The sequence below is a fragment of the Ignavibacteria bacterium genome (assembly GCA_016707005.1).
In the GTDB taxonomy this organism is placed as follows: Bacteria; Bacteroidota; Ignavibacteria; order Kapaibacteriales; family Kapaibacteriaceae; genus UBA10438.
Genome location: JADJIQ010000005.1, coordinates 67,049 through 90,451 on the forward strand (window position 1 = coordinate 67,049; position 23,403 = coordinate 90,451).

Annotated in this window: 14 protein-coding genes; 7 read left to right on the plus strand and 7 right to left on the minus strand. The window is 53.2% G+C overall.

Going from position 1 to position 23,403, the window contains the following annotated elements; all coding sequences use genetic code 11:
- Nucleotides 1-20: 20 nt before the first annotated feature.
- Genes IPI29_08915 through IPI29_08930 form a run of 4 tightly spaced genes read right to left on the minus strand, consistent with a single transcriptional unit; the run spans nucleotide 21 to nucleotide 12,128 of the window.
- Entirely contained in the window at nucleotides 21-3,644 is a 3,624-nt protein-coding gene (locus tag IPI29_08915; protein MBK7412659.1) for a choice-of-anchor D domain-containing protein, read from the minus strand.
- Nucleotides 3,641-5,668: an OmpA family protein gene (locus tag IPI29_08920; protein ID MBK7412660.1), complete on the minus strand. Its 2,028-nt coding sequence runs from the start codon at nucleotides 5,666-5,668 to the stop codon at nucleotides 3,641-3,643. The genes IPI29_08915 and IPI29_08920 overlap by 4 nt, the downstream gene beginning before the upstream one ends.
- Nucleotides 5,665-8,697 carry a choice-of-anchor D domain-containing protein gene (locus IPI29_08925; protein MBK7412661.1) on the minus strand — a complete coding sequence of 1,011 codons (3,033 nt, stop codon included), beginning with the start codon at nucleotides 8,695-8,697 and terminating at the stop codon, nucleotides 5,665-5,667. The genes IPI29_08920 and IPI29_08925 overlap by 4 nt, the downstream gene beginning before the upstream one ends.
- Entirely contained in the window at nucleotides 8,697-12,128 is a 3,432-nt protein-coding gene (locus IPI29_08930) for a T9SS type A sorting domain-containing protein (protein ID MBK7412662.1), read from the minus strand. Before IPI29_08930 ends, IPI29_08925 begins: the two co-directional genes overlap by 1 nt.
- A 160-nt stretch (nucleotides 12,129-12,288) precedes the next feature.
- On the opposite strand from IPI29_08930, the gene IPI29_08935 reads away from it, so the two are divergent.
- The 3 genes from IPI29_08935 to IPI29_08945 all read left to right on the plus strand — a co-directional run bounded on the left by IPI29_08935 (nucleotide 12,289) and on the right by IPI29_08945 (nucleotide 15,712).
- On the plus strand, nucleotides 12,289-13,728 hold the full coding sequence (locus tag IPI29_08935) for a hypothetical protein (protein MBK7412663.1): 1,440 nt from the start codon (nucleotides 12,289-12,291) through the stop codon (nucleotides 13,726-13,728).
- 116 nt (nucleotides 13,729-13,844) lie between these two features.
- Nucleotides 13,845-15,281 (plus strand): tetratricopeptide repeat protein, encoded by a 1,437-nt coding sequence (locus IPI29_08940; protein ID MBK7412664.1) that lies wholly within the window; start codon nucleotides 13,845-13,847, stop codon nucleotides 15,279-15,281.
- On the plus strand, nucleotides 15,278-15,712 hold the full coding sequence (locus IPI29_08945) for a BrxA/BrxB family bacilliredoxin (protein ID MBK7412665.1): 435 nt from the start codon (nucleotides 15,278-15,280) through the stop codon (nucleotides 15,710-15,712). The genes IPI29_08940 and IPI29_08945 overlap by 4 nt, the downstream gene beginning before the upstream one ends.
- Here IPI29_08945 and IPI29_08950 read toward each other — a convergent pair.
- On the minus strand, nucleotides 15,628-16,317 hold the full coding sequence (locus IPI29_08950) for a M48 family metallopeptidase (GenBank protein MBK7412666.1): 690 nt from the start codon (nucleotides 16,315-16,317) through the stop codon (nucleotides 15,628-15,630). The genes IPI29_08945 and IPI29_08950 overlap by 85 nt on opposite strands.
- An 84-nt stretch (nucleotides 16,318-16,401) precedes the next feature.
- Between IPI29_08950 and IPI29_08955 the strand changes: the two genes are divergently transcribed.
- The 4 genes from IPI29_08955 (at nucleotide 16,402) to IPI29_08970 (ending at nucleotide 21,176) form a co-directional block, all read left to right on the plus strand.
- On the plus strand, nucleotides 16,402-16,965 hold the full coding sequence (locus IPI29_08955) for an RNA polymerase sigma factor (protein MBK7412667.1): 564 nt from the start codon (nucleotides 16,402-16,404) through the stop codon (nucleotides 16,963-16,965).
- A 3-nt stretch (nucleotides 16,966-16,968) separates the two neighbouring features.
- Nucleotides 16,969-18,183 (plus strand): hypothetical protein, encoded by a 1,215-nt coding sequence (locus tag IPI29_08960; protein MBK7412668.1) that lies wholly within the window; start codon nucleotides 16,969-16,971, stop codon nucleotides 18,181-18,183.
- Nucleotides 18,184-18,191: 8 nt separating this feature from the next.
- Nucleotides 18,192-18,776 (plus strand): hypothetical protein, encoded by a 585-nt coding sequence (locus tag IPI29_08965; protein MBK7412669.1) that lies wholly within the window; start codon nucleotides 18,192-18,194, stop codon nucleotides 18,774-18,776.
- Nucleotides 18,777-18,857: 81 nt separating this feature from the next.
- Entirely contained in the window at nucleotides 18,858-21,176 is a 2,319-nt protein-coding gene (locus IPI29_08970) for a T9SS type A sorting domain-containing protein (protein ID MBK7412670.1), read from the plus strand.
- A gap of 428 nt (nucleotides 21,177-21,604) precedes the next feature.
- Here the strand turns inward: IPI29_08970 and IPI29_08975 are convergent, their stop codons facing one another.
- On the minus strand, nucleotides 21,605-21,982 hold the full coding sequence (locus IPI29_08975) for an endonuclease domain-containing protein (GenBank protein MBK7412671.1): 378 nt from the start codon (nucleotides 21,980-21,982) through the stop codon (nucleotides 21,605-21,607).
- 310 nt (nucleotides 21,983-22,292) lie between these two features.
- Nucleotides 22,293-23,321 carry an IS110 family transposase gene (locus IPI29_08980; protein MBK7412672.1) on the minus strand — a complete coding sequence of 343 codons (1,029 nt, stop codon included), beginning with the start codon at nucleotides 23,319-23,321 and terminating at the stop codon, nucleotides 22,293-22,295.
- Nucleotides 23,322-23,403 lie beyond the last annotated feature (82 nt).

The following is a 23,403-nucleotide window of genomic DNA, read 5'->3' on the forward strand; positions in this document are numbered from 1 at the left end:
GGAGTTACGGAGTTACGGGGTTACGGAGTTACAAATCGTAGGGTTGTTGTTCCGCGTGGTGTGGTTACAACCGCATAGTACGTCCCGGATGATTCATGCGGAACGGCTATGCGAACTGTTTCGCCTGAATTGATCGAGGATCCTTGATCATACACGGATCTACCATCCAGGGTATGGATAGAGATGTGATAGATGCTCGACTCACGAGCATAAACAACAATGTTCTCTTGTTCGGCCCATACAAGCGGTGCAGTACCTACCTGTACGAGTCGTTCGTCCTTGGCGCAGTATGATGCGAGGAGCAGACCTGATTCAACACGCAGGTCGTGATATCCATCTACGAGGTCTGTTACCGACAGATCAATGATGCTTCTCGATGTAGAACTCAACATCACATCCGCCGGAACTGCAGCGAGTACGGGGCTTTGCACCATCGCCCCCTGCTGATCGATGAGTACTGCTCCACTCGATGGTGCTGCTGTTGCACCCGAGAGCGCACCAGTGACGGTATTGCCGAAGAGCAACAATGTCCTGTCTGCACGTAAGGTAAGCGTACGTCTGCCACCATAAGCATTGATGAGATCTAGCAACGCGGCTTCAGTCTGTGTTGTGCGCCCATCAGGTTGTAGGCGCACGTTCACATTCGGACGTGTTCCCACATCGGCATAGATGGTGTCTACGTACATCGTGCCGCACACGAGTCCGGCCGTTGAAAGCTGAATGAGTGTGTCCGATGGTGTGAGCCAATCTCCGTCCATGGTGATGGTACACGTTGCTTGGTTTGGGCCAACAAGGGGTGCATCAACACGCACGGGCATGGACATGGTAGCACCGCTATCCAACGTAAATGGGAGCGTGACACCAATTGACGTAGCCCACGGTGCAGACCACTGAACATTGGTGACGTTGAGCGGAGCATTTCCAACATTCCGCATGACGATCACAGTGTCATACGGGGCTCCTACACAACGCCTGCCCCCTATCACCTCGCGCGTTACAACATCGAGGAGTGGTTGAATTCCCCGAGTTGAGAGTGCAATTGGCTGAAGAGTAACGCAGAGTGGTTGTTCTGTTGTTACGCTCAACGTTGCGCGACGGGATTCTATGTCTGTTGGAGTTGACGTTACATCAAGGTCCAACGATGCCCCGGGAGCAAGTGTGAGTGGAAGGGGGCCACCCACAACAACAAACGTATACTCTACCGACTGTGCACCGGTGATCGCTACTGCACGCACTGTTACAGGTCCTGTGCCGGAGTTGAGAATAGAGACGCGGTTTGTGAGTGACGTTCCAACACGAACGTCTCCGAATGAGATCGTCGGTGGAGCCGACATCGATCTGGTTGCTGCAATTCCGCGAACAACCACAGTCCTGTCACCGGCAACAGTCGATCGAATTCGAATGGTTGAAAGGAAGGGGCCATCCACACGCGGGAATGCAGAGAGTCCAAGACTTACACGACCACGCGCTGAAATCGTAAAGCCGTTGACTGGTGAACATGTGAGGCTGTCCGGACCAAGTGTCTCAATACTGTCGATCGTAACGGCACATGCCGTGGCATTGGTCACCTGCAGCGCAGACGCAATATCAACGCCCGGACAGATGGTATCGAGGTCGATCGTATCCACTGTTGTTGCATATGCCGGCACATCAACACGGAGCTTCACAGGCACGAGCATTATACCAGGCAGTGCCGGTGTGCGGAGTTCCAGAACGCCAATTGCAACACCAACACGAAGCCCCCTACCATTGATGAGGACTCGTCCGCGCTGTGCTCGTTGAATGGTTTGAGGGATCACAGCTCCCGTATCAAGTGCGAATGTGCCAAGAGCATCATTAATAAACGTTGCGCTGATGATGTCTGCCGAACAGCCTCCAACATTTTGAACGAAGACATCATCGATGGCTGTGTCTCCGATACATACCGTACCAAGATCCAGCGTGTCTGAAGGCAATACGGGTTCTACCTCGGCTAGCTTGCCATTGACGGTTACGGTGAGGGTGTCTATGAGACTCACCCATGTAGTATCGCCGGGAAGAAGAGACTCTTCATCGCGCACAACAATGCGCACATCTACAGGGAACGATCCTTGTGCTGTTGGAGCGATCTCGCAGAGCAGCACACCGCTACCATCTGCAGGTAAGACGGGATACGGCTGAAGAATGCGCACAAGTCCGCCCGCAGTTAGGACAAATGCAGAGTCGAGCTTCCTACACCGAATCCCCTTGAGATTGATCGGTATGGCAACCGTATCAAGCGTTGTTGGGCAGATCGGGGGCGTTACCAGATCACGTACGGTGATGCTCGCAAGAAGGCCAGGCACTGTAAGACAAACCGTTTGTTTGATGATCGTATCGTTGATGCCACTCACAAATGCGATCGGCACTTGATACGTTGTTGTTGCAAGACGTGGGGCTGCTGCAAATGACAATGTTGCAACACCTGTTGCTGCGCGCAAAAGTGTGGATGGAATAACACTTGATGGCGCAGTAACAACAGTAAGTCCGGGTGGTACAGCACCAACTTCAACACGTACGTTTGCGAGGTCCGTGTTGCCTGTGTTGGTTACGAGATAGAGAGCCTGAAGAGTATCAGGATCGTAGGGACGGTATCCTGCCCTGCCACACGTGTCTTCCTTGACCGCTTCGATCGTGAGGCATGACCCGGCACCGGCAACGCCAAGTCCGCCACCGCCACCTCCTCCGCCACCACCACCGCCCGTGCCGTTGGTGACAACGAGTGAATCAACGATGCCGATCTCTGTAGCTGCAAGAAGTTTGCGCTGGCCTCTCAGCAACGGATTCTGATCCCAGATGAGAAGAATGGCGCTATCGGTATACGTCAGTCCCGACGCGATACGTTCCTTCCATTGCACACGATAAAGTCCGGGGATGCCGTTGGTTGGATCGTCGACCCAGTTTCCAAACAAGAACACATCGGGCTCGATGAGATCGCTTGCACGAAGATTGCCGCGAGCAGCTAGTCCGGGTGCCGTGGGTGTGCCTTCAAGCGCAAGCCAGAACTCCGGCATTCCGGGAGAAGTTCGCTTTTCATACGAAGTCTCAACACCGCTGAATCCGAAGGCCGTTGCGATCGGTGCTTGGTCGTTGTCGCCGATCTTGGTGTCGATCAACATCAACACACCAACATCATGGTTCGATGCGCCTCGGTTGAGCGCGCTCACAGACAAACGGATGAACCCGCCACTTGGACGTTTCACCGGCTCCATGGTAAAGGTCACGCGTACGGAATCGCCCGACCCCGGCATGATAGCAGCCATCTCGTAGTTGATGCGCGGACGTCTCTCAACCGTATCACGAAACATCCTCATCAAACGCAAAGGATTGGGTGGAGGCGGAGCATCAGTAGTGAGATCGGATTCAAACGGAAGCTGGAAGAGGACGTTGTCAACCCGGACGTGAATGTGCGAGGTATAATTCACCGGACGGTTCCCTGTTCCATCTTCTCGATAGATAATGGTCTTGGGTGTTCCGGTATACCCGGTTGACACAGCAAAGTGTCCGTTGTTCAGCAGCACCGCGCTTAGCAAGTACGGAGGCAGCTGATCTGTAAGCGTGAGTGATGTCTGCGCTACAAGATTCGCAGCACCGTAAACCATCATGATGATGATCGAGCGGATCATTCTGCACCTACCGGCGTTGCTACTTCGATAAGGACCGTGCGGTTATACCAGCGTCCCTCAGGGAGATCATTGTTGTAGATGAGCTCTGGTCCTGCCCCCTTTACCGTGACACGTTCCGGTACGATCCGTTGCTTGATAGCGGCATCGATCGACTGTGCACGTGCAAGAGACAGCTGGGTGTTATGCTCCGCAGGTCCGATACGATCCGTAAGACCGGTGATGCGAAGTGAAGAGGTAGTACGGATGCGACTGCGAATGAGATCGACCATTGAGGTGTTGAAGGCACTCACGGTTGGGGCATCGTAGTCAAAGAAGATCAGGCGGAATCGCTCGATGATGGAATCATTGACCACTTCGTTCGAATACCGTGTAGAGCGGATCTCGCGTCGTACGTTGATCGGTGCCTGTGCTGTACGTGTTGTGCCATCTGCTGCGGTGATCGTAACCTGCGCCGAAGAGCGGGCGCTACGTCGGTCACCAAGAAGTTTCTGCAGTGATTGTTCATTCGGTTGCCATGTGATACCACGCGCACCCTCATCGATGGATGCAAGGGGCGATCCATTGTCGCCAACCACAGATCCATTGAATGCCGTTACTCTATCACGCTCAGTAACAGTCGTCACGAGCAACACAGACCTCGGCTCAATAGTACTGATGCGTTCAACACGATTGACAGGCGCAAGGATTCGGGGATCGGTCGAAGAGAGTTCTGCTCTACGGTTCTCCATCCGACCGTCAGCAACACCACGATTGGAGTAGATCGCAGGAAGGACACCCGTCTTGACGTCGATCCTCGAGCCATCAATGCCCCATTGTGCAACGAGATAGCTCTTCACTGCTTCTGCACGTGCAGATGAGAGAGAACCATTATTCTCACCATCGGCGGGTTCCCTATAGCCCCCTACCGTTAGACGTGCATCGGGATACTTGATCAATCGTGCACCCACGATGTTCAGAAGTTGATGGTAGATGCCGAGAACACTATCGCGGAGAGTGGTTTCACTGAAGTCAGAGGATCTGCCCTTTGCATATCTGTCGGGGATGACCGAACTCTCTGTGTCGAAGAAGACAAACGGAAGAAGGGGCACAACATCACTTGATCGTTGCTCTGTGATCAGTACGTCACCACCCGGCATGGTGCTTCCGTCCGTCATCGTGCTTTCAAGATCGAGTTGAACGGTTGGAGAAGCACGAGGAGCTTCGATCACCGCCGGTACAGCTGGTGAAGGGGCGGTTGTTGGCGCCGGCTCAACGATAGGGTCAGGAATACCAAAGGCATAGGCAACGTGTACGCCGCCACGAATGGCATTCACGTTCCACGAAGAACCCGAGAGGACATTGGTGAAGGCGTAGGCATAACTCACTTCAGGTGAGATCACAAAACGATCCGACACATAAACGTCTGCACCGATGGCGGCTACAGCGGCGATACGAATGTTGGCAGACGTTGTGCTGTTGGTGAAATCAGCCGCATAGATCGTGCGCTCCGTACCGCCGTTGACGAATTCCATGAACGCCGGTTGAACGATACGCTCACTCTGTTCAAAGGCTGTTCTCATTGCCAGACCGATCTGTGGCCCGATTCCAACGTAGAAGTTTTTGATCGGATACCACTGGGCAAGAAGGTCGAGGGTGAGATAGTCAAGTGCCGTTGCAAGGTCATACTCCGTTACGAGTGGCACCGTTGTACCATCCGGCAGCGCTACGAGAGGTTGAACCGGATTCGTTGACGTGAAATCACCATCGCCATTCCAGTATTGAAGTCGAGCGCTTGCGGCAACGTCAGGTGTGAGTTTGTACCACACCATGTTTCCGGCAGTCCATCCCAAGGTATTGGTCGACTCAAACGTTCCGCACTCAGCCAACCCATCATAGGTGGTGAGGGGGCCATCATGCATGTTCAAGGTTGCCGATCCTGTAAGACCAAAGCGCCAGAGCTCTGAACCGCCGAGCTGTGCCGATACAGACGTTACGCCAAGAAGAATGAGAGCGAAAAGGTATAGTAAAGGCTTCATACGATTCACGGTGCGATGATAACAGGGATCGAATGGAACAGTTCAACATCAGACACAAGTCGAGCAACAACAACACCAGCGGGCAACCCATCAACCGTCACCCCGAGCGTGGTCGAGGGGCCCAGCAACACACTCTTCAGCACAACACCATTGAGGTCCACAAGCTCTACGCGCATACCAGGCTGCGGTAGGTGGACGAGTACCTGCATTGACTGGCGAACGGGTTGAGGGAAGATCGACATTGAAGGTTGGGCTGAGAGCTTCACGCCCGACCGTTCACCACCACATCCAGTGTCCACCCGCACGAGCACGGTGTCGCTCAACAGGCAGTCCGTTGTATCGTTGAGACGTGTGGCATACATGCGTGCAACTGCTTCATCGCCGCGTAGAACGTCGATGTCAAGATCGATGTCTGCTACGCCCCCTACCGGAATGCCAGACCATACGATGGTAAGGACAGTGCCGTTGGAGACGGACACGGTTGTGGTTGTTGGAGCAACAGGTGTAGAGCCTGCAACGCTGAGGGCATTGCGAACAGAGAACATGCGAGGAGGATGTCTGAGCAGGACGGAGGTAGACGTGGTTGAGACGCCTTCAAAGGTCAGTCGGGTTGTTCTGCGATCGCCCGGAACGGCATCAATGGCCGTGGGACGAACAGTGATCGACGGCAGGACATCGCCATTGATCGGAACGATAGAGGACCCTAAGGCACTTGTCAAATTGATGCGACCATTGAGAGGCCCTGCTGTGCCTGCATTGATCGTTACACTGACCTCAACAGACGAACGAGGTGCAACAACAAAAGGCGCAACGATCGAGAGTGTCCCAACTACATTCTCAAGATCTGCAGCCGTCACAACGATGGTATCGATGGCCGAGGCATTGGTGTAGGTAAACCGTTTGGTTATTGAGTCGCCAACACATAACAGCCCTACTTCTAACGCACCAACGGATGGGATCAACGTCCGCGATCTGGTAACAACACATGTAGCATTCGTCATCGCACTATCACTATTCGATGTGCATCGAATGGTGTATTGTTCACGACCTTCTCGCTGGACAACAACCTCTACGTCAACCGGAATTGCAACACCAGGTTGGATGGTTAACGGAAGGATGGACGGGTTGAGCAACCACGCCGAGTTGGCAACGGCTGCGTCGATAGCTATCGCCGTGATTGTCACCGGACGGTCAGCAATGTTCTCGAGGGTGATCGTGAACACTGCCGAATCTCCACGAACAGCCGAGATCGTATCGCAGGTGGCACTCACACGAACGACACCCGTTGTACGAATGCCCCTCCCGATGATACCAAACGGATAGGATCGGTTTCCAATCGAGATCGAGCCGGATGTTGAGAGCGTTGATCGCGAGGATGGCGTGTAGACAACACAGACGATCAAGGAATCTCCGGGGGCAACCTTGGTTCGACCCTGCGGTGACTCGATAACAACTCCACGTCCGGCTGGTACTACGATGGAATCAACGATCGCCGTATCACTTCCATTATTAACGAGAAGGGGCAGGCAGATCCGAGATGGTGTGCCTACGTTCACATCGCCGTGGTCAACAACACCGGCCAGAAGCTCGATCGTAGATGCCAGTCCATTGCCTCGCAGGATGATCGTGTCAGCCACCGGACCCATATCGAGCGCCAAGCGAGCGACGCGCGGACCCTGCGCTGTTGGTCTGAACCATGCAAGGATCGTGCGAGACGCGCCAGGTGCGAGGATGATCGTATTTGTGTCAGATGCAACGAGGAAATCCGGATCACCAACAAGTCGGAGCTGATTGATCGTAACAGGCAACACCCATGTATTTGTGATGGTCACTGGCACACTATCACTGCGCGCACCCACTTCTGTGTTGGGGAAGTTTACATCCGGTGCGTCAAGCGGTTGCAGGACTTCTACGAGATCGCTCGGTCCGCCTCCGATCACGAATGGCAGATTAACACCCGACATTGCAACACCGCGGAACGATGCTGCTTGTTGTGTTGTATGGAACGTCTCGAATGAACCTGTTGTAGCCGTTGCTGATGGCATCGCAAACAACTCTGTTGTTGCCAACACACCAGATGTCCCTGTACCTCCTACTACGAGGTAGGCAGGTGCTGTATCGCGAGGTCCGGCAACAAGTGTTACCCCCATTCGCGATCGAGCCTCATTCATACGTGGCGCTTGACGCCATCCGCTCTTCGGATCGTACCACTCAGTTGTTGCTTGAGGGATACCGGCATCTTCACCACCGAAGGCGCGAGCAGTTCCGGAGATATCACTTACGTCGGCAAGAAATTTTCTATACACACGCGGTGGGTTTGCTCGTCCGTCCCAGGTTGTACCGGCTAGCAGTTCTGCCGACGATGGAAGCTGTGCATCGCCCCCTGCTACAATAACGCGCCAGAGGTTCGTTGGGTCGAGAAATCGATATGCTCCATGCGCTGACCGTGCAGCTACATGATCGCCGAGTTGGCGAATGGCTCCGTTGGAAACCGTGATCGCGGAGCTAACAACGCTGGACGTGCCTGAGTTCATTGCACCGGTTACTTGTTGAGTGCCGCCTGAGACGATGATCGATGATGTGCCGTCGAATACGGCACGTACGTCACCAACTGCCGACGGAAGCGTACCGCTACGAGAACAACGCCAGTTATTCTGTCCGGCATCATATCGAATGACGTCGACAACGTTCGACGATGCGTAGGCTCCGGACGAACCTGTATAGCCCCCTATCACATAGACGATAGACTCCGTACCAAGCTGCACCGTAACAAGAGCGAATCGTGCACGGGGAACAGAAAGTCCACTCAGGGCCTGCACTCGCTGACCTGTTGCGCCGCGAACAACCCAAACATCCGAAACCGTTGCACCGGTTGCATCACTACCTCCAACAACCAGCACATCGCCCGTATGAACCATTGTGACGCCATGTCCGGTAAGGGGGCGAGCCAATCGTTGAACGGTTCTCCACCCGGGCACACCTGCGAGAAGTGCGCCCGAGGAGAACAGAAGGAGCAAGGCAACAAGAATGCGGCTCATCAATGCATCACAAGGAAGGATCGCGTAACGATCGCCGATGAAGAAACAAGAACGACCGTGTAGACACCGGAGGCCAAGCCAACCGTTGGTACATCGATCGAGGAGGCGCTTGAACGATCAAGCAGAGCCGAGGTTGCAAAAACTTCATTGCCGCGCATGTCTACCACACGTATAGTGATCGACTCGGAGAGTTGACCCGTAACGTAGACTCGCGCACGGTCTGTGGCTGGTTGTGGTGCAATCCCGATTGTGTACCCGTGATCGCCGGCGAACACGACATCTTCGTCGATGTCCGTTGTGATCGAGATCGGCGCTGATGCACATGAGCGATGTCCACGTTCATCATACGTTACCAGACGAAGCATTGCTGTCTGATGCGACGGGACACGTACCGTGGCACTGTTTTCAAAGCGATATGCTGCCGCGATGAGTGTGTCTGCGGTTGCGTCAAGGACGCCCACAGTAGCAACACGTGCATCGTTGATTGGTGCCCATGAGATCGTCGTATTGCCGTTGGCATCAGATACTGCCGTTGCATTGGATGGGACGGGCATTGTTGCCATCGGGTTCGAATGCTCTGATGTTGAGTACGTGGCCGTTCCAATGGTTCTTCCGTTAACGATTGCGTACACCTTGAATGTACATGGGATTGTAGAATCCTGCAGCGGGATCGTCAGTGTCCCGGCACCTGTGGTTGTAGAGCCAACATTAGTGCCATCAAATCCCCGGTCATTGTCGTCTACAAATATTTGGACACTTGCATCTGCGGTGAGAGCGGTTCCCGTCCACGCGGCAACAAGATTGTTACCCGATATTGTTGACGTAAGTGTGAATGTTGGAGGAGGAACAACGCCCATGACAGAGATCGTATCCGTTGGCGAGACATTCGGGCTTGATATCACCCAATCACCAACTACTGGATTCTTGACAACCCACAATGTTCCCTTACCGTCTGGCGTAAGAACCTTGTGAATGCCTTTTGCTGGGTCAGCACTTGCAATGGTTGTTCCGTCTGGCGTGCGCAGTGAGCTCGTAAGCCCCGAATTGGCTGCATCGATGATCACCACAAGACACTCCTGCCCTGCAGGCACAGCCACTATCCGTTCGGCAGCCTGTACGCGGTCTTCGTTTTTGCCTGATTGCTGAACTGACCCGAACACACCGGCGGCAAACAGCTGCGTAAATCCGGCATCAAGGTCCCAAGCTGCCGGTGAAGGAAGAAGGTTGAAGTCAACTGCCAAAGTACCTCGGCCCATTGCACGCAAAGCTGCGGTCACGTCGTCAGCCGCCGGCGAAGGTGAGATGAGATTTGTCATATCATAGGACAGGGTAGCCTTTTTCTCGCCAGATGCGAGGAATGATAGCGTTCCCGATACTGTTCCCAGCGGGAACGGTGCCCATTGGTTGATAAATCTTCCGATGCGTCCTGCTTTCGGAAGGAGTTCAACGGCAACAGAAGGGAACTTCATTGTGCCCGTGAAACTCCCAGCCACTCCAATTGGATTCAACTGAAGTGATTCGCTAATCTTTCCCGTGAGGAAATAGTCTGCACCGAGGTGAAGTATTGACGCACTTGACTCGAGTGTTGCTTTTACCAACGCTGGCTCTACGGTTCCTGTTCCAGACACTTCGATCTGCCAAGGCTTCTTTGAGCTGACGGCTTCCATCTTTAGCATGTTACCGGTGATCTTTCCATAGATCTTCGTGGGAGGGTCTTCAAAGCCTCCTTCAATCGTAAGAAGGTACATGTCTTTCAGTGGGTCATACGGCCCAAACTTTGCATTTACGCTACCCTTGAGTGGGTTGCCCAAGAAGAGATTCTCAACAGCAAAGCCACCACCACGCCAGCAGATGTTTGGTAGATCTGGAATAGGTATGCATCTGTCTAGTTCGAAATCTATCTTGGCTGCGTTGAGCGTACCGCTCTTAAAAGTTACGCTCCCAGAAGCATCGGAGAACATCGGGTTCTTGATCTTCGCAGAAATGCGGAACAACGACGAATCACCGCGGTATTCAACCTTTGCTTCCTTCACACACCATGACGCAACGGGTGTAAAGTTTTTTACTGTGCCCGTAGCAAGGAAGTCCCAACGTGGTCCTGTCTTGAGAATTCCAACTTCCAGATCAACCTCAGATTTCTTGTTTGGCGACCATACTGTACCAAACGGTAGATCATCGTTGCAGCCTTCGTATGAGTTCTTTCCTAATTCCATGCCGGCACCAATCTTGAGTCCAGTTGCCTGTACGCCATTGCCGAGAATCTCGAATCGTGGGTTGATGATCTTGCCACCAGATATCTCGGCAGCAAGCTCTTTTAATGCAAAGTCAAGTACCTCAGTACACTCTGGTGCGATAAAGGTAAACGCAGCGGTACTCATCACGAAGTCTTGTTCACTCTCATCGAAGTACATGTTCTTCATCATCACGCCAGCGCTGAGGAAGACTTTTGCCTTACCACCCGCCGTATCAATTCGAACCTTGCCTGGAAGCGTGATCATCCCGGCCATGAGTACTTCTGAACCGGTGCTAATGATGTATGGGGCTCCATCATCTTCCCACTTGTTATCGGCGCCTGCATCGAATTCGAGGAAGGGAGAGCCCTTGCACCGTGAATAGTAGTACCGATTTGTGGTGTCTACTTTGAATTTTACCGTTCGCTCCTTGCTGTCGACAAAGTCCTTCTTCGTGGCTTTGACCTTGAACGTGTAGTCACCACCAACAAGCTCCTTTCGTGCATCGAGCACGAACGTTGCAGCACCTTCCGAATTCGTTACAGCGGTTAGCTTGGTTGCATTCTTGAACACGGTCGCATCGTGCGTGAGTGTTACTGTTGCACCCTCGATCATACTCTTCGGGTTGATCGCCTTGTTTACATAGATCGTTACATTGTGAGGTTTGTCTTGCTTTATCTTGGCCCCATCAGCAGGATGGGCAAGCGTCCCTAGTTCCGGTCTGATTTTCAATGTGAATGCGCCCTCAGAAATTCGAACATTGAGCTCGATTCCGTTTTGGAGCTTCACATATCCAAACCAGTTGAAAACTCCCGTAACGGTATTCGTCGCATCATCTACTGAAGTGATGGTTGCTGTACCACCCGTACACTTATACTTCATATCAGCACGAGCACCGTATTGATAAACGGAGACGTCATCAAGAACGAATAGACCTTTGACGCCTACAAACTTCTTGAGGACAAGCTTCATGAAAAGAAAGTTGGAGGCATCTGTCGAGTCAATGATCCCCCAAACAGTTAAGGCTGCTGTATCGATATCATATCGAACTCGTTGTGCCGCCTTATCGACAACGGGCCCACTGCCTACTCCGTTTGATACAGTCTGCTGCTTCCATGTAAAGCTTTCTTGCGCCGTACTGAACGTCACAGCCAGAGCCATGAACATTGCGCTGAGTAAAAAAACGAATCGTTGCTGCATGATCCCGCTCCTCTAATTGAATGTCGTTCTTCGTTTCGGCTGGCAACCTGCAGAATCAGATCGTACGACCATGTAGGTCGATGTACTGAATTACTACTGAAGCAAGTTGCAACACGGCATTGAACGGTACTATGGAGATTTTTTGGCCATTTTAGCGCCCATGGCTGTAAAACGCGAACCCAAGCTTATACAACTACTTAGGCCACTTTCGCCGGTCCAGATCGAGCGGCTTTTGGCCTTCGTTCGCTCGCCGTACTACAACACTTCTGAGCCCTTGGTTCAACTCCTTGAAGTATTGGCCCCCTACCATCCCTTTCCCCAGATACCAGCAGATGAGGAGATATGGGGCTCCTTGCACCCCAATGAGCCATTTCGGTATGCCACACTGCGAAATCGCTACTCAGATCTTGTAGCACTTGCAATGAGGTTCCTGGCCGTGGACCAGTTTCAAGCGAAGCCGGATCTTATGCTGGAGTACCAGGTAGCGGCGCTGCGAAACATGCGGCTGTTCTCGCAGTTTGAAAAGACGGTCGATGATGCCTTTGACGATATCGAACGTCGCATTGTGCGAGATGATGCAACGTTGGATCTTCATTGGCGGATGCTGGAAGAACGATCACTGTATCAAACATTCAATCGTCCGGGAACGGGCAGAGACATCCTGCAGGATGAGCTCAATGTGCTGGTGGAGCTGAGCATCGCGCGAATGTTGCGTCAGATCACGCTGATGATCCACGAGCAGTATCAACACGGTGTAGACTTCGACCTGCACTTCTCGGCCGATATCATGGAGTTCCTTCATCGGAATCCGGCGTTCCGAAAGAATGCCTGCATCGATGTCTATGCTGCCGTTGTTGAGCTCTCGGCCACACCAAGCCCGGATGCCTTTGTGAGTCTTCGAACTCTCATACGGCAGCGGATTCACGAACTCCCGTTCGTGGACGGATATATGGCGTTCACCCACCTGGCTGACCACTGTATGTATCAGATCAATGTGGTCGGAGATGATCGGTACTACAAGCAAGCATTGCTCAATATTCAAGCACAGATCGAGCTGAAGTACCTCGGGAAACCGAATCTTCTCTACCCCGACTACATCTTTCTGGTTCGTATGGCCGTTGGAGCCGGAGAACTCAACTATGCACGAGAGTTTATGGCGGAATTCGCTGATGCTCTTATGCCAAATGTTCGTGAGGACGTGCAGATACTCTGTGAAGCGGTGATCGCTCAATACGAAGGTCGCGCGGACGATGCGGTAGCTCTTCTTCAAAAGGTCACACTCTCTCAACCGTTGTTCAAACTCATGGTTCGGATCTACACCATTGAGAACCTCATGGTTCTTGGACGATGGGACGATGTTCGAACGGCCGTAGATGCTCTCCGGCATCTTGGATTTCCGGAGGGGGCTATCTCTGTTCGGCACTACGCCCTGGTGGATGACGTGGTGAAGATCGTCCCCCGAATTGCAACGATCATTGAATCCGAACCCGGACCTCGCAGGGCCACTCGTGTGTCCGCTGTGAACGAAGCGATCAACGGCATGGCCACGAACATCTTCGGCGTCAGGAACTGGCTTCGGTCGTTTCTGGCGCGTGGGTAGGGGCACGGCCGGGTTATCGTGGGTAGGGGCACGGCATGCCGTGCCCCTACCCACGAATCGTCCACGCCGTGCGTCCTAACCCTCCTTTGCCCGATTGATGCGTAAACTTGCACATGATGGAATTCGATTACGACGATGAACACGAAGAACCGAACCGCCAGGAGCTCGATGAGACCCTGAAGCGGTTCCGTGAGTCCGTTCGCAGTGGTAATTGGCAGAATGGCGCACCAACAGCAGAATCGCTGGAGACCATCGTTCACTATTGCCTCGAAACACAGGCATTTGACGATGCATTGATCTTTGCGAAGATGTGGGCCGAAAAAGCCCCCTACTCTACCGATGCATGGCACAAGTTGGGCATCGCCCACGGAAGCCTTGGACATTGGGAAGAGGCACTTGAGGCCTATGCACAAGCTTCCCGACTGGACCCGGTGGATATCGAGATCACGGTGAACCGCGGAATTGCTCTCGAACAGCTGGGAAGGCTCGAAGAAGCCAACCGCCTTATCGAAGACGCATTATCGGCCGACCCGAACAACCTTGACGCGCTCTTCACAAAGGCACTCATCCTTGAAAAGCGCGAGCGGTACGATGAGGCCATGCGGCTCTTTGTCTACCTAGCAAAACAGGAGCAATTCCAACGCGACGCGTTGTTTGAGATCGCTATCTGTCACGAAGCCCTGGAGCAGTTCAACGAGGCCATTGCTATCTATGACACCCTCGTCGACATGGAGCCCTATGAACCCAATGCGTGGTTCAATAAGGGTGTGATCCATGGAAAGAAGGGGGCTAATCGGATGGCGTTGCAGTGTTACGACATGGCAACGATCATCAAGCCCGACTTCGTGAACGCGTGGTACAACATGGGCAACACCTACGCCACGCTTGGTCGCGTCGATGAATCCGTGAACGCCTACCGCGAAGCGCATCGTGTGGATCCAACGGATATCCCGGTAATGCACAACCTTGCCTCTTCCCTGGAAGAAGGCGGGAAGTTCCAAGAAGCGGCAGAGATGTTTAGCAAGGTCATCGAGCTTGAACCCCAACACTCACAGGCCCTGTATGGAAGGGGCACCTGCTACGACGCGTTGGAACAGTTCGACAAAGCGGTGGCAGATTATGACGCTGCCTTAAAGATCGAGCCGGAGTATGCTGATCTCTGGTATGCAAAGGCAGACGCACTTTTCAATCTTCAGCGCGTGAACGAATCGCTTACTGCGTATCGGAAGGCGTTGGAGCTTCAGCCCGAAGACGTAGAGTGCTGGTATGATTACAGCACTAGCGTGCTGGAAACAGGTGATGTTCTCGAAGCACTTCGGGGTTTCAATGAGTGTACTCGCCTAATGCCCGAATGGGCTGAAGGGTATTACGCAACAGCCAAAACTCTGTGTGCGGCAGGCCAGCCCCTTTCCGCCGTCCCCTTTCTAAACAAGGCTTTTGCCCTTGATCCGTCAAAGCGTGACGACTACGAAGCGGAGTTTCCGCTCATCGCTGGTCCGCTCGGTATGGAATACCTCAATAATGTCCTCAAAGAACACCAAAACGGAGAATGATCATGGCCTATGACCCAATGCTCGTGCAGCCTATGCGCGAAGAACTCACATCGCTCGGGATCACTGAATTGCGCACTGCTGCTGACGTTGATGCAGCAATGGCAAAGCCGGGCACAACCATGGTCGTTGTGAATTCCGTATGCGGATGTGCAGCCGGCGGAGCACGGCCGGGCGTTGCTATGGCATTGAAGCACGCAACCTTGCCTGACAACATCGTAACGGTCTTTGCCGGCCAAGACACAGACGCCACTGAACGTGCGCGCTCATTCTTCACCGGTGTACCGCCGTCATCCCCTTCTGTTGCCATCATGCGTGATGGAGAGCTCGTGGCCTTCATGCCGCGACATCATATCGAAGGTCGTTCACCGGAGATGATCGCTGCATCGCTCACATCGGCATTCGATGAGCTTTGCACAAAAGCATCTGCGTGAGCATGCAGGACGGACGTCCACGCATCTAACAACGTATCACTGAGTCGATGGTCCGGAAACACATCCGCCACGAGATGGTGGAAGGCAGCGCCGTGGTGCAAATGCACCAGGTGGCAGAGTTCGTGCACCACAACGCCTCGGATACAGCCGTCGGGCACGCGGATAAGGTGTTCGTTCAGGGTGATATATCCCGTGGAGGAGCAGGAGCCCCATCTCCGTTTCATTTTGCGGAGTTTGAGACCCTGATATCGCAGTCCCGGCACACCTATTGCCGGCAAGTGTTCCGTGATCATCTTTGAAAAGAGGGTCTCGGCTTCTGATCGTTGCCAGCGTTCTACATATCGCAACGCAGCCTGTGTGGTTGTAACATGTTGCGGAACAATGACATCCGCGTTTTTCCAGCCCCATTCCAGCACCTCTCCCCGATGGTAGATGTGGTTGGGTTGTGTACGTTGCGGCAGTACGGACCGTTTGGCTTCTACGTCCTGCAGCCTTTCACTGATCCACGTTTCCCGCATTTTCAGGAACCGCTCGATCTCGTAAAGGGGCATGCGGTTCGGAGAACGCACAATGACCGATCCGGTGGGGTGGACCTCAACCGTCATCGTTCTTCGTGAGCTTCGCACGAGCTCATACGGCAATCCGTCTATCACAGTAACCTTTTGACCCGTCTATTGTTAGTAGGATTCATGAGGAGACACCTCACTGAATATAGCGACACTGAACTCTATGCGATGCTTCGCACGGATCAACGCGAAGCAGCGTTCAGCGAACTGTATTCGAGACTGTCTCCAAATGTGTTCTCGTACTGTATGCGTGTGCTTGGAAGCAGAGACCGAGCATATGACGTGTTCCAAGAGACGTTCATGCGATTTTTCCAGAGCGCAGAACGGATCGAATTCTTGGAAAATGTGCGCGCCTATGCCCTAACGATCTGTCGCAACCTCTGTCTCAATGAGAAGAAACGTGCACAGACGCAGATGGTGGAATTCGACGATTCGATGTACAACCCTGGGGTATCCCGCGAGGCGGATCGTTCGGAAATGATGAAGCTCATCACGATGGCAATGGAGCTTCTCCCCACGGACATGCGCGAGGCCTTTGTCCTGCGTGAGTATGACGGCCTCTCCTACAACGAGATCAGCGAAATGTTGAACATCAAACTCGATACGGCCAAGGTACGTGTGTTTCGCGCGCGCCAGAAGATCAAGGAGATCCTTGAGCCCTACCTGAACGAACTTTCGAAAGACTGAAGAATGTCAACGCATCAAGAATGGATCCATAACCTGCTCGACGGAGAGCTCGACTCAATGAATGAGTCGGCGCTGTTCGGCGAACTGGCCGTGAATTCCGACCTCCGAACGGACTTCAAGCAACAGCTTGCGATCCGCTCAGCAGTTCATGAAGACCGCGTAGGCCTCGTTCCGCCTGTGGCCCTTACCAGCTCTGTGTTCAGCGGCCTGGGCTTTGCCGCTCCTCTTGCAGGGGCTGCAGCAGGCGCAGCGGGCGGCGGACTTCTTCTTCAGTGGCTTACACGCCTTGGACTGCCGATCCTATCGTCGATAGCGGCGGTGGGGATCACATGGGGACTCGCGAATAGCGAGCAGCGAATAGCGAATAGCGAATCACCTGTTGTGAACAGCGAGCAGCGAACATCTTCCAATAGCGAGCAGCGAATAGCGAATAGCGAATCGTCTGTTGTGAATAGCGAGCAGCGAATAGCGAATAGCGAATCGACGAACAACAGACTTCGCAGGGAGATCGCGTCTTTACGGGCTGAGCAAGATCGACTAAAGATGATGTTGGCAGAGCGGTCGTCTGTTGCGAGTGAAGCACCGGTTCAATCTGACGAGCCGCGGTTTGTGAGTTCTCCTGAGGTAATGACCACAAACGTGGCGATGACGAACACGATTCAGCTCACGCACTCCAATGAGCCGCGCATGCTGCAGGCAACGGCGCTCACCCCCATCAATCTTCGACCGGTGAAGTATCCGTCGTTATTGGTGCAGGTACGCGGAATGAATGGATCTTCCATGACAGACGTGAGTGTACCGGCACAAACGGCGTGGTACGACAACATGAGTATCGGACTTCTCTATCAACTTTCTGACAGAAACACCGTTGGGTTAGAATTCGGTAACGAGTCGTTCGCAATGGCATTTGAAGGCGAGCGAAACGGACAAGTGATCCGTTATGAACAGCAGCCTCTTTCTGCCTGGGCCGGCATCACCTACCGACATACACTCCCAACAATCGGCTCAACAGCCTTTGCGCCATTTGGTCAGGTTCTTCTTGGCGGCAGCAAATACGGTCCGCTTGGACGTCTCACCGCCGGCATCACCTACGCACCATCCGGCCCCCTCTCCTTCATCTTTGGGCTTGAGGGCTCAACCATGGCGTATCAGTTCCAAGATTCTTGGTTCGGTACATCCAAGATCGGCCTCACCTACGGCGTTGCCGTACGATTCTAACTCCGCATATGAAACACCACATCCTTCGTTCTCCCCTTTACACGTTGCTTCTGGCACTGTGTGTCAGTTTTCTCGTTTCGTCCTGCGCTTCTCCGCTTGATTCCGATGCACCACGGACGGAAACACCCCTGACCCCCGCGATCAAGGTAACCCCATCCTCGTATGACGTTACGTTCACCTCTGTGACCGGGTCATACGTGATGAAGGGGCTCCCCACCATCAAGATCGATACTACCGTAACACCAATGCGGTTTTGGCTCGATATCTCCATGGAAAAGGACCCCGGCTCTACCACAAGCCCTCAGATGCAAGGATTCCGCCTGCGGAGAGATTCTGCCGCCAGCAATGGCTATAACGATGCCATGGTGAACGGCGAGGTGCAGTTTGTTGTGGATCTCGGAACCGGAACGGACCAGACGTTTGGGTCGGAGGCAAGTGCCTTCAAGGCCAATATGATCATCGCCGAGGCCGAAAGAGTGCCTGGTCAGCCCCGAAAGGTTACCATGACGCTCTATTTCAACATCACCCCGGACCCGATCAACCCAACGTTGAAGCCGGAGACCCATTTCGCTACCATTGAAGTGGTGATCTGATCCTGTAACGGTTTCGTAGATGGGGGTATCTTGCCCTCAGTTCCCACTACGAACATTTTCCGTTTTTTTGGAGGATCTCCCATGCCTACAACGCAGACTCTGTCTCGTTTCCTGATGACCCTGCTGGTCGTCGCTACGGGCTTCATTGGTCTCTCGGCGCAACAGCGCCCGGTACCAGCAGATTTTAAGGCCAAGGTCATTGCCGAGCCGAATGCAAGCGCCTATGTGGTGCTTCAATGGCTGGGTATCAAGTCCGATGAGCCCCCTACCGCCTATCACGTCTATCAGGCTGTTGGACAGACCGAAGACGAGACCAAATTTGACAAGATCGCCCGCATCGTGGTCGACCCTGCAAAACCACCCCGCGAGAATGTCTACACACATCTCGTCAAGGAGCTCAAGCCCGGTGTATACACCTTCTTTGTTCGTGCTGTATGGGGCGATAATGAAGGCCCACGCACACCGATCAAGATTGTCGTGATCGAGCAAAAGGCCGAGAACAAGATCTGGTTCGTTTCTTCCCCTGTGAAGAGCGGCAAGGTTGGTCAGGCATATGAGTACAAGGCAAAGGCAGAAGCCAGTGTTGACGGAGCTATCCGTTACAGCATCGTGTCTGGTCCGGAAGGAATGACGATCAACGCAGAGACCGGTGTGATCACATGGCTCGAGCCACGCGCTGGTCGTTACGAGATTACGATCAAGGCATCGATCGAAGGTGGCGGCACGGTGATCTTCACCAAGCAGTCATTCGTACTTGAGATCGGCAAGGGCGAAGACAAGCCAGAGGGTTGCGCAGCGATCTTTGGTGAAGTTGACTTTGAGAACCCAGCAAATGCTATGGTCAACGGTTGGGTAACAGCATGGCGTCTTGATGTTGTCAAGAAGGACAACGGAGACTCAACAACTGTGTATCGTCCGGTCTACAAGGCCAAGATCGAAAACGGCGCCTACGTCCTCAACCTCCCGAACGGCACGTACAAGCTTCGTGTTGAAGGTGAGAACTTCATGGCAGAATGGCACGAGAATGCCGCAGAACTTGCTGATGCAGAAGACGTTGTTGTTGTGTGTGACACGCGTACGAATGTAAACTTCGTTGTTGCCGGACGTCCGGAGCCAACACTCGTTGTTGTTACGGGTCGCGTATTCGATGCAGAAACACAAGCCGGACTCAAGGGTCTTGTGATCTTTGAAGCACGTTCCAAGGAAGACAACGGCGTAGATGGTCGCTACCGTCGCGTTGTTGCTGAAACGAACGCTGATGGCGTGTATGAAGTCAAGCTCCAAGCTGGCGTGAACTACATCGCTTACGCTAAGATCCTTGGTCGTGATAACAAGGAAGGCGACTACCTCGCCGAGTTCTGGGAGAACACCCATGACGGTTCAGAAGCAACATTGCTGAATCTCACCGAGAACAAAGAAGGCGTAGACTTCTCGATGGACAAACGTCCGGTCTTCAACAACGGTTTCGGTGGTATGATGAAGAACAACTACACCAATGCCGGCGTTAAGGGCAAGGTTGTTGCTTATCAGATCCTTCGCAAGGCAAAGGATAATGGCGACACGATCATCGAGAAGCGTGATGTACAGACCGTAGAGACGGATGACAACTTCGGTTATGAATTCACGAACCTCGCACCGGGCACCTACATCGTCTTCGGCGTTCCATCTGAGCGTCCGCACGTACCGGGCTGGATGGTCCTTGGTGGCAAGGCTGCAACAGAGTGGCGCGAAGCAACACGTGTAGAAGTTGGCGAAGTGTTGATCACCGTTCGCTATGACATCAACCTCGACACAGCAAAGGGCGAGCGCGGCAAGGGTCGTGTACGCGGCTGGGTCTATGACAAGCGCGGCGGCATCATCAACAACGGCAAGGTTGAAGATCGTGCACAGAACGCAGCAGCGATCACTGGCTCACTCATCGTGGCACGTGACGAAGCAGGCGACATCATCGACTTTGCTCTCTCCGAGAACGAAGGTGCCTTTGAACTCACAGAACTCTCCATCGGAGAAGTAACGATCACAGCCGACCGTGTTGACTTTGAGCCAACATCAGAAGTTGTGACCATTGACGGCCTGAACACAGATCAGCAGATCTCCCTCGGCCTCATCCAAAGCACAACAAGTGTTGAAGTCCCTGTTGATGCCGTTGGCGGTTCCGTGAACCTCTGGCCTAATCCAACATCGACAACAGCTTCTATCCGCTTCACATCAACGAACGGCACAGCAGACATCCGCATCCTCTCGATGGCTGGTGAAGTGCTTGCAACGCAGAATGTGAACGTTAACACCGGTGAAACAACGGTGGTCCTCAACACCGCCACAATGCCTATCGGCATGGTGATGGTCCAGGTCACCAACGGCGCTTCAACGTTCGCCCTGCCATTGCAGATCGTTCGGTAAGCATCCGTCACCCCGAGCGGAGTCGTAGGGGCACGACTTGTCGTGCCCCAAAGCGAAGTCGAGGGGCCCCGTCACCCCGAGCGTAGTCGAGGGGGCAGTAAAATCAAAAGTGCGCCACACGAGAGTGTGGCGCTCTTTTTTTGTGGGAGCCCTGTCACTCCGTCACTCCGTCACTCCGTCATTGGAATACCAAGAACTCACCCCCCTGCCCCCTCTCTCACGCTTCGCTAGGAATACCAAGAACTCACCCCCCTGCCCCCTCTCTCACGCTTCGCTAGAGAGGGGGTGCCGGAGCGTCACCTGTCATTAGTCATTAGAGTTTCAAGAACTCACCCCCCTGCCCCCTCTCTCACGCTTCGCTAGAGAGGGGGTGCCGGAGCGTCACCTGTCATTAGTCCTTTGTCATTAGTCATTGAGACACAGCGTCATTAGAGTAGATGATCGATCTCGGTGTATACGAGGTCGAGGAGTCTTTTACATACAGCATCGAGATCAGTTAACACTTCTGCATTGCTGACTCTAACGGTGCAATAGCCGTAGGCAGCCAACTGAAAGTCGCGTTCGTCATCGCGCTCTTGTTGAATGGGAGAATGATGGGCTTCGCCATCAACTTCGATGATCAGACGCAGCTCATGGCAATAAAAGTCGGCGATCGAATCGCGGACGACGTGCTGGCGTAGAAATTTAAAGCCACCAAGTCTCCGACCTCGAAGCCTCTCCCATAGCTTCCTTTCAGCTGGCGTCATCTTCTTACGCATCTGCCGTGCGATCTTGATCATGTCGATCTGTTCGTAGGGGTTCCTCATACCCACTACGTGCTTCCCAGCGCCCACAACGTGACATCAATTGCCCTACAACGGCGCTCTAGAAGCACTCACATTACGGACCGGCACCCCCTTCTATGTAAATGACCAAATGGTCCATCCGTATTTGGGGTGGACAAAGATTCAGTACAATGCTGCTCAACCTTCTATTAGCGGTCTGTATCGATGATCAGCCGCAAGTTCTTATTAGTAAGTGGGGGCGCACTCTCTCGAAAGCGGTCACTGCAAGCAGGCCGCAAGGGGCGACAAGCATACCCCCACTTTAGACAGCAATGTTGACTGGTGGTTGTTCTCAGTTTGTGCCGGACTCCATGAAAGGTTGTGACTTTTTCAGCACGGCATAGATTGTGTTCAACAGTCTGCGTGCAACAGCAATGATTGCAACTTGTGATGTCTTGTTCTTCCGTTTATGCTCATAGACCATATTGAAGTGGTTGCTTCCTTTTATAGCCATCCATGAGCACTGCACCAGGAGTGTGCGCAGTTCCTGATGCGCCCGACGCTGAATCGGCATATTCCGATCGGAGGAGCCGCTTTGATGCTGCATCGGTATCAAGCCAACATAGCTTGCTAGCTGATCGGCTTTTGCAAAACGAGCGATCGGACCCAGTTCTGTCAGAATCGTTATTGCCGTTAGGCGCCCTATGCCGGGAATCGTGTACAAGAGATCGACATTGTGACTATAGCGTTGAGTCAGGGCAAGCTCATTGATGCGCCGTAGATGCTTCTTGTACACCTGGTCTGCATGCTGAAGTTCTTCCAGCATAAGCATGAGTGTCGTTTGGCTTGAGGCAGTGGTCATCGTCTGTTCTTTGAGCCATGCTTGGAATGCCTTAGTCCAGTGTGAGCTTTCTAGCTCTGGTGGGATCTGCACGCCTTGCTTGTAGAGAAACATCTTGATACGCGTCTTGGTCTTGGCCAGATGCTGACGCAGGACCAGTCGATAACGCACTAGGTCTCGATCACCTGACAGTTCATCTGGCGGTACCCAGATCTTGCGCAGCTGACCACACTTCAATGCGTGGCAGATCTTCAGACTATCTGCGCGGTCGCTCTTTGTTGTTCTCTCTTTGTCCGTCGTCGGCACATCGGCTGCATTGACTACGATTGTCTCTATTCCGAGCGATTCGAGTTGATGATAGAGAGCAAAACCACTAAAGCCTGCTTCATACGCTGCGCGCAGTCTTCTGTCCGGATACTTCTTCTTCAACCTCACCATGTAGGCGTCGACATCACGTATCTCAACGTGATTCTGACCGAGTACAACATGTTCTGACATTACTGCCACATTGATGTGCCGCTTATGGACATCGATGCCCATGTAAATCATATTCTCCTGATTCGTCAGCTGTGTATCTTGAGCTCCGTTCCGCATGGTTCCTCCGTTTTGGTTTGTTTGTTGC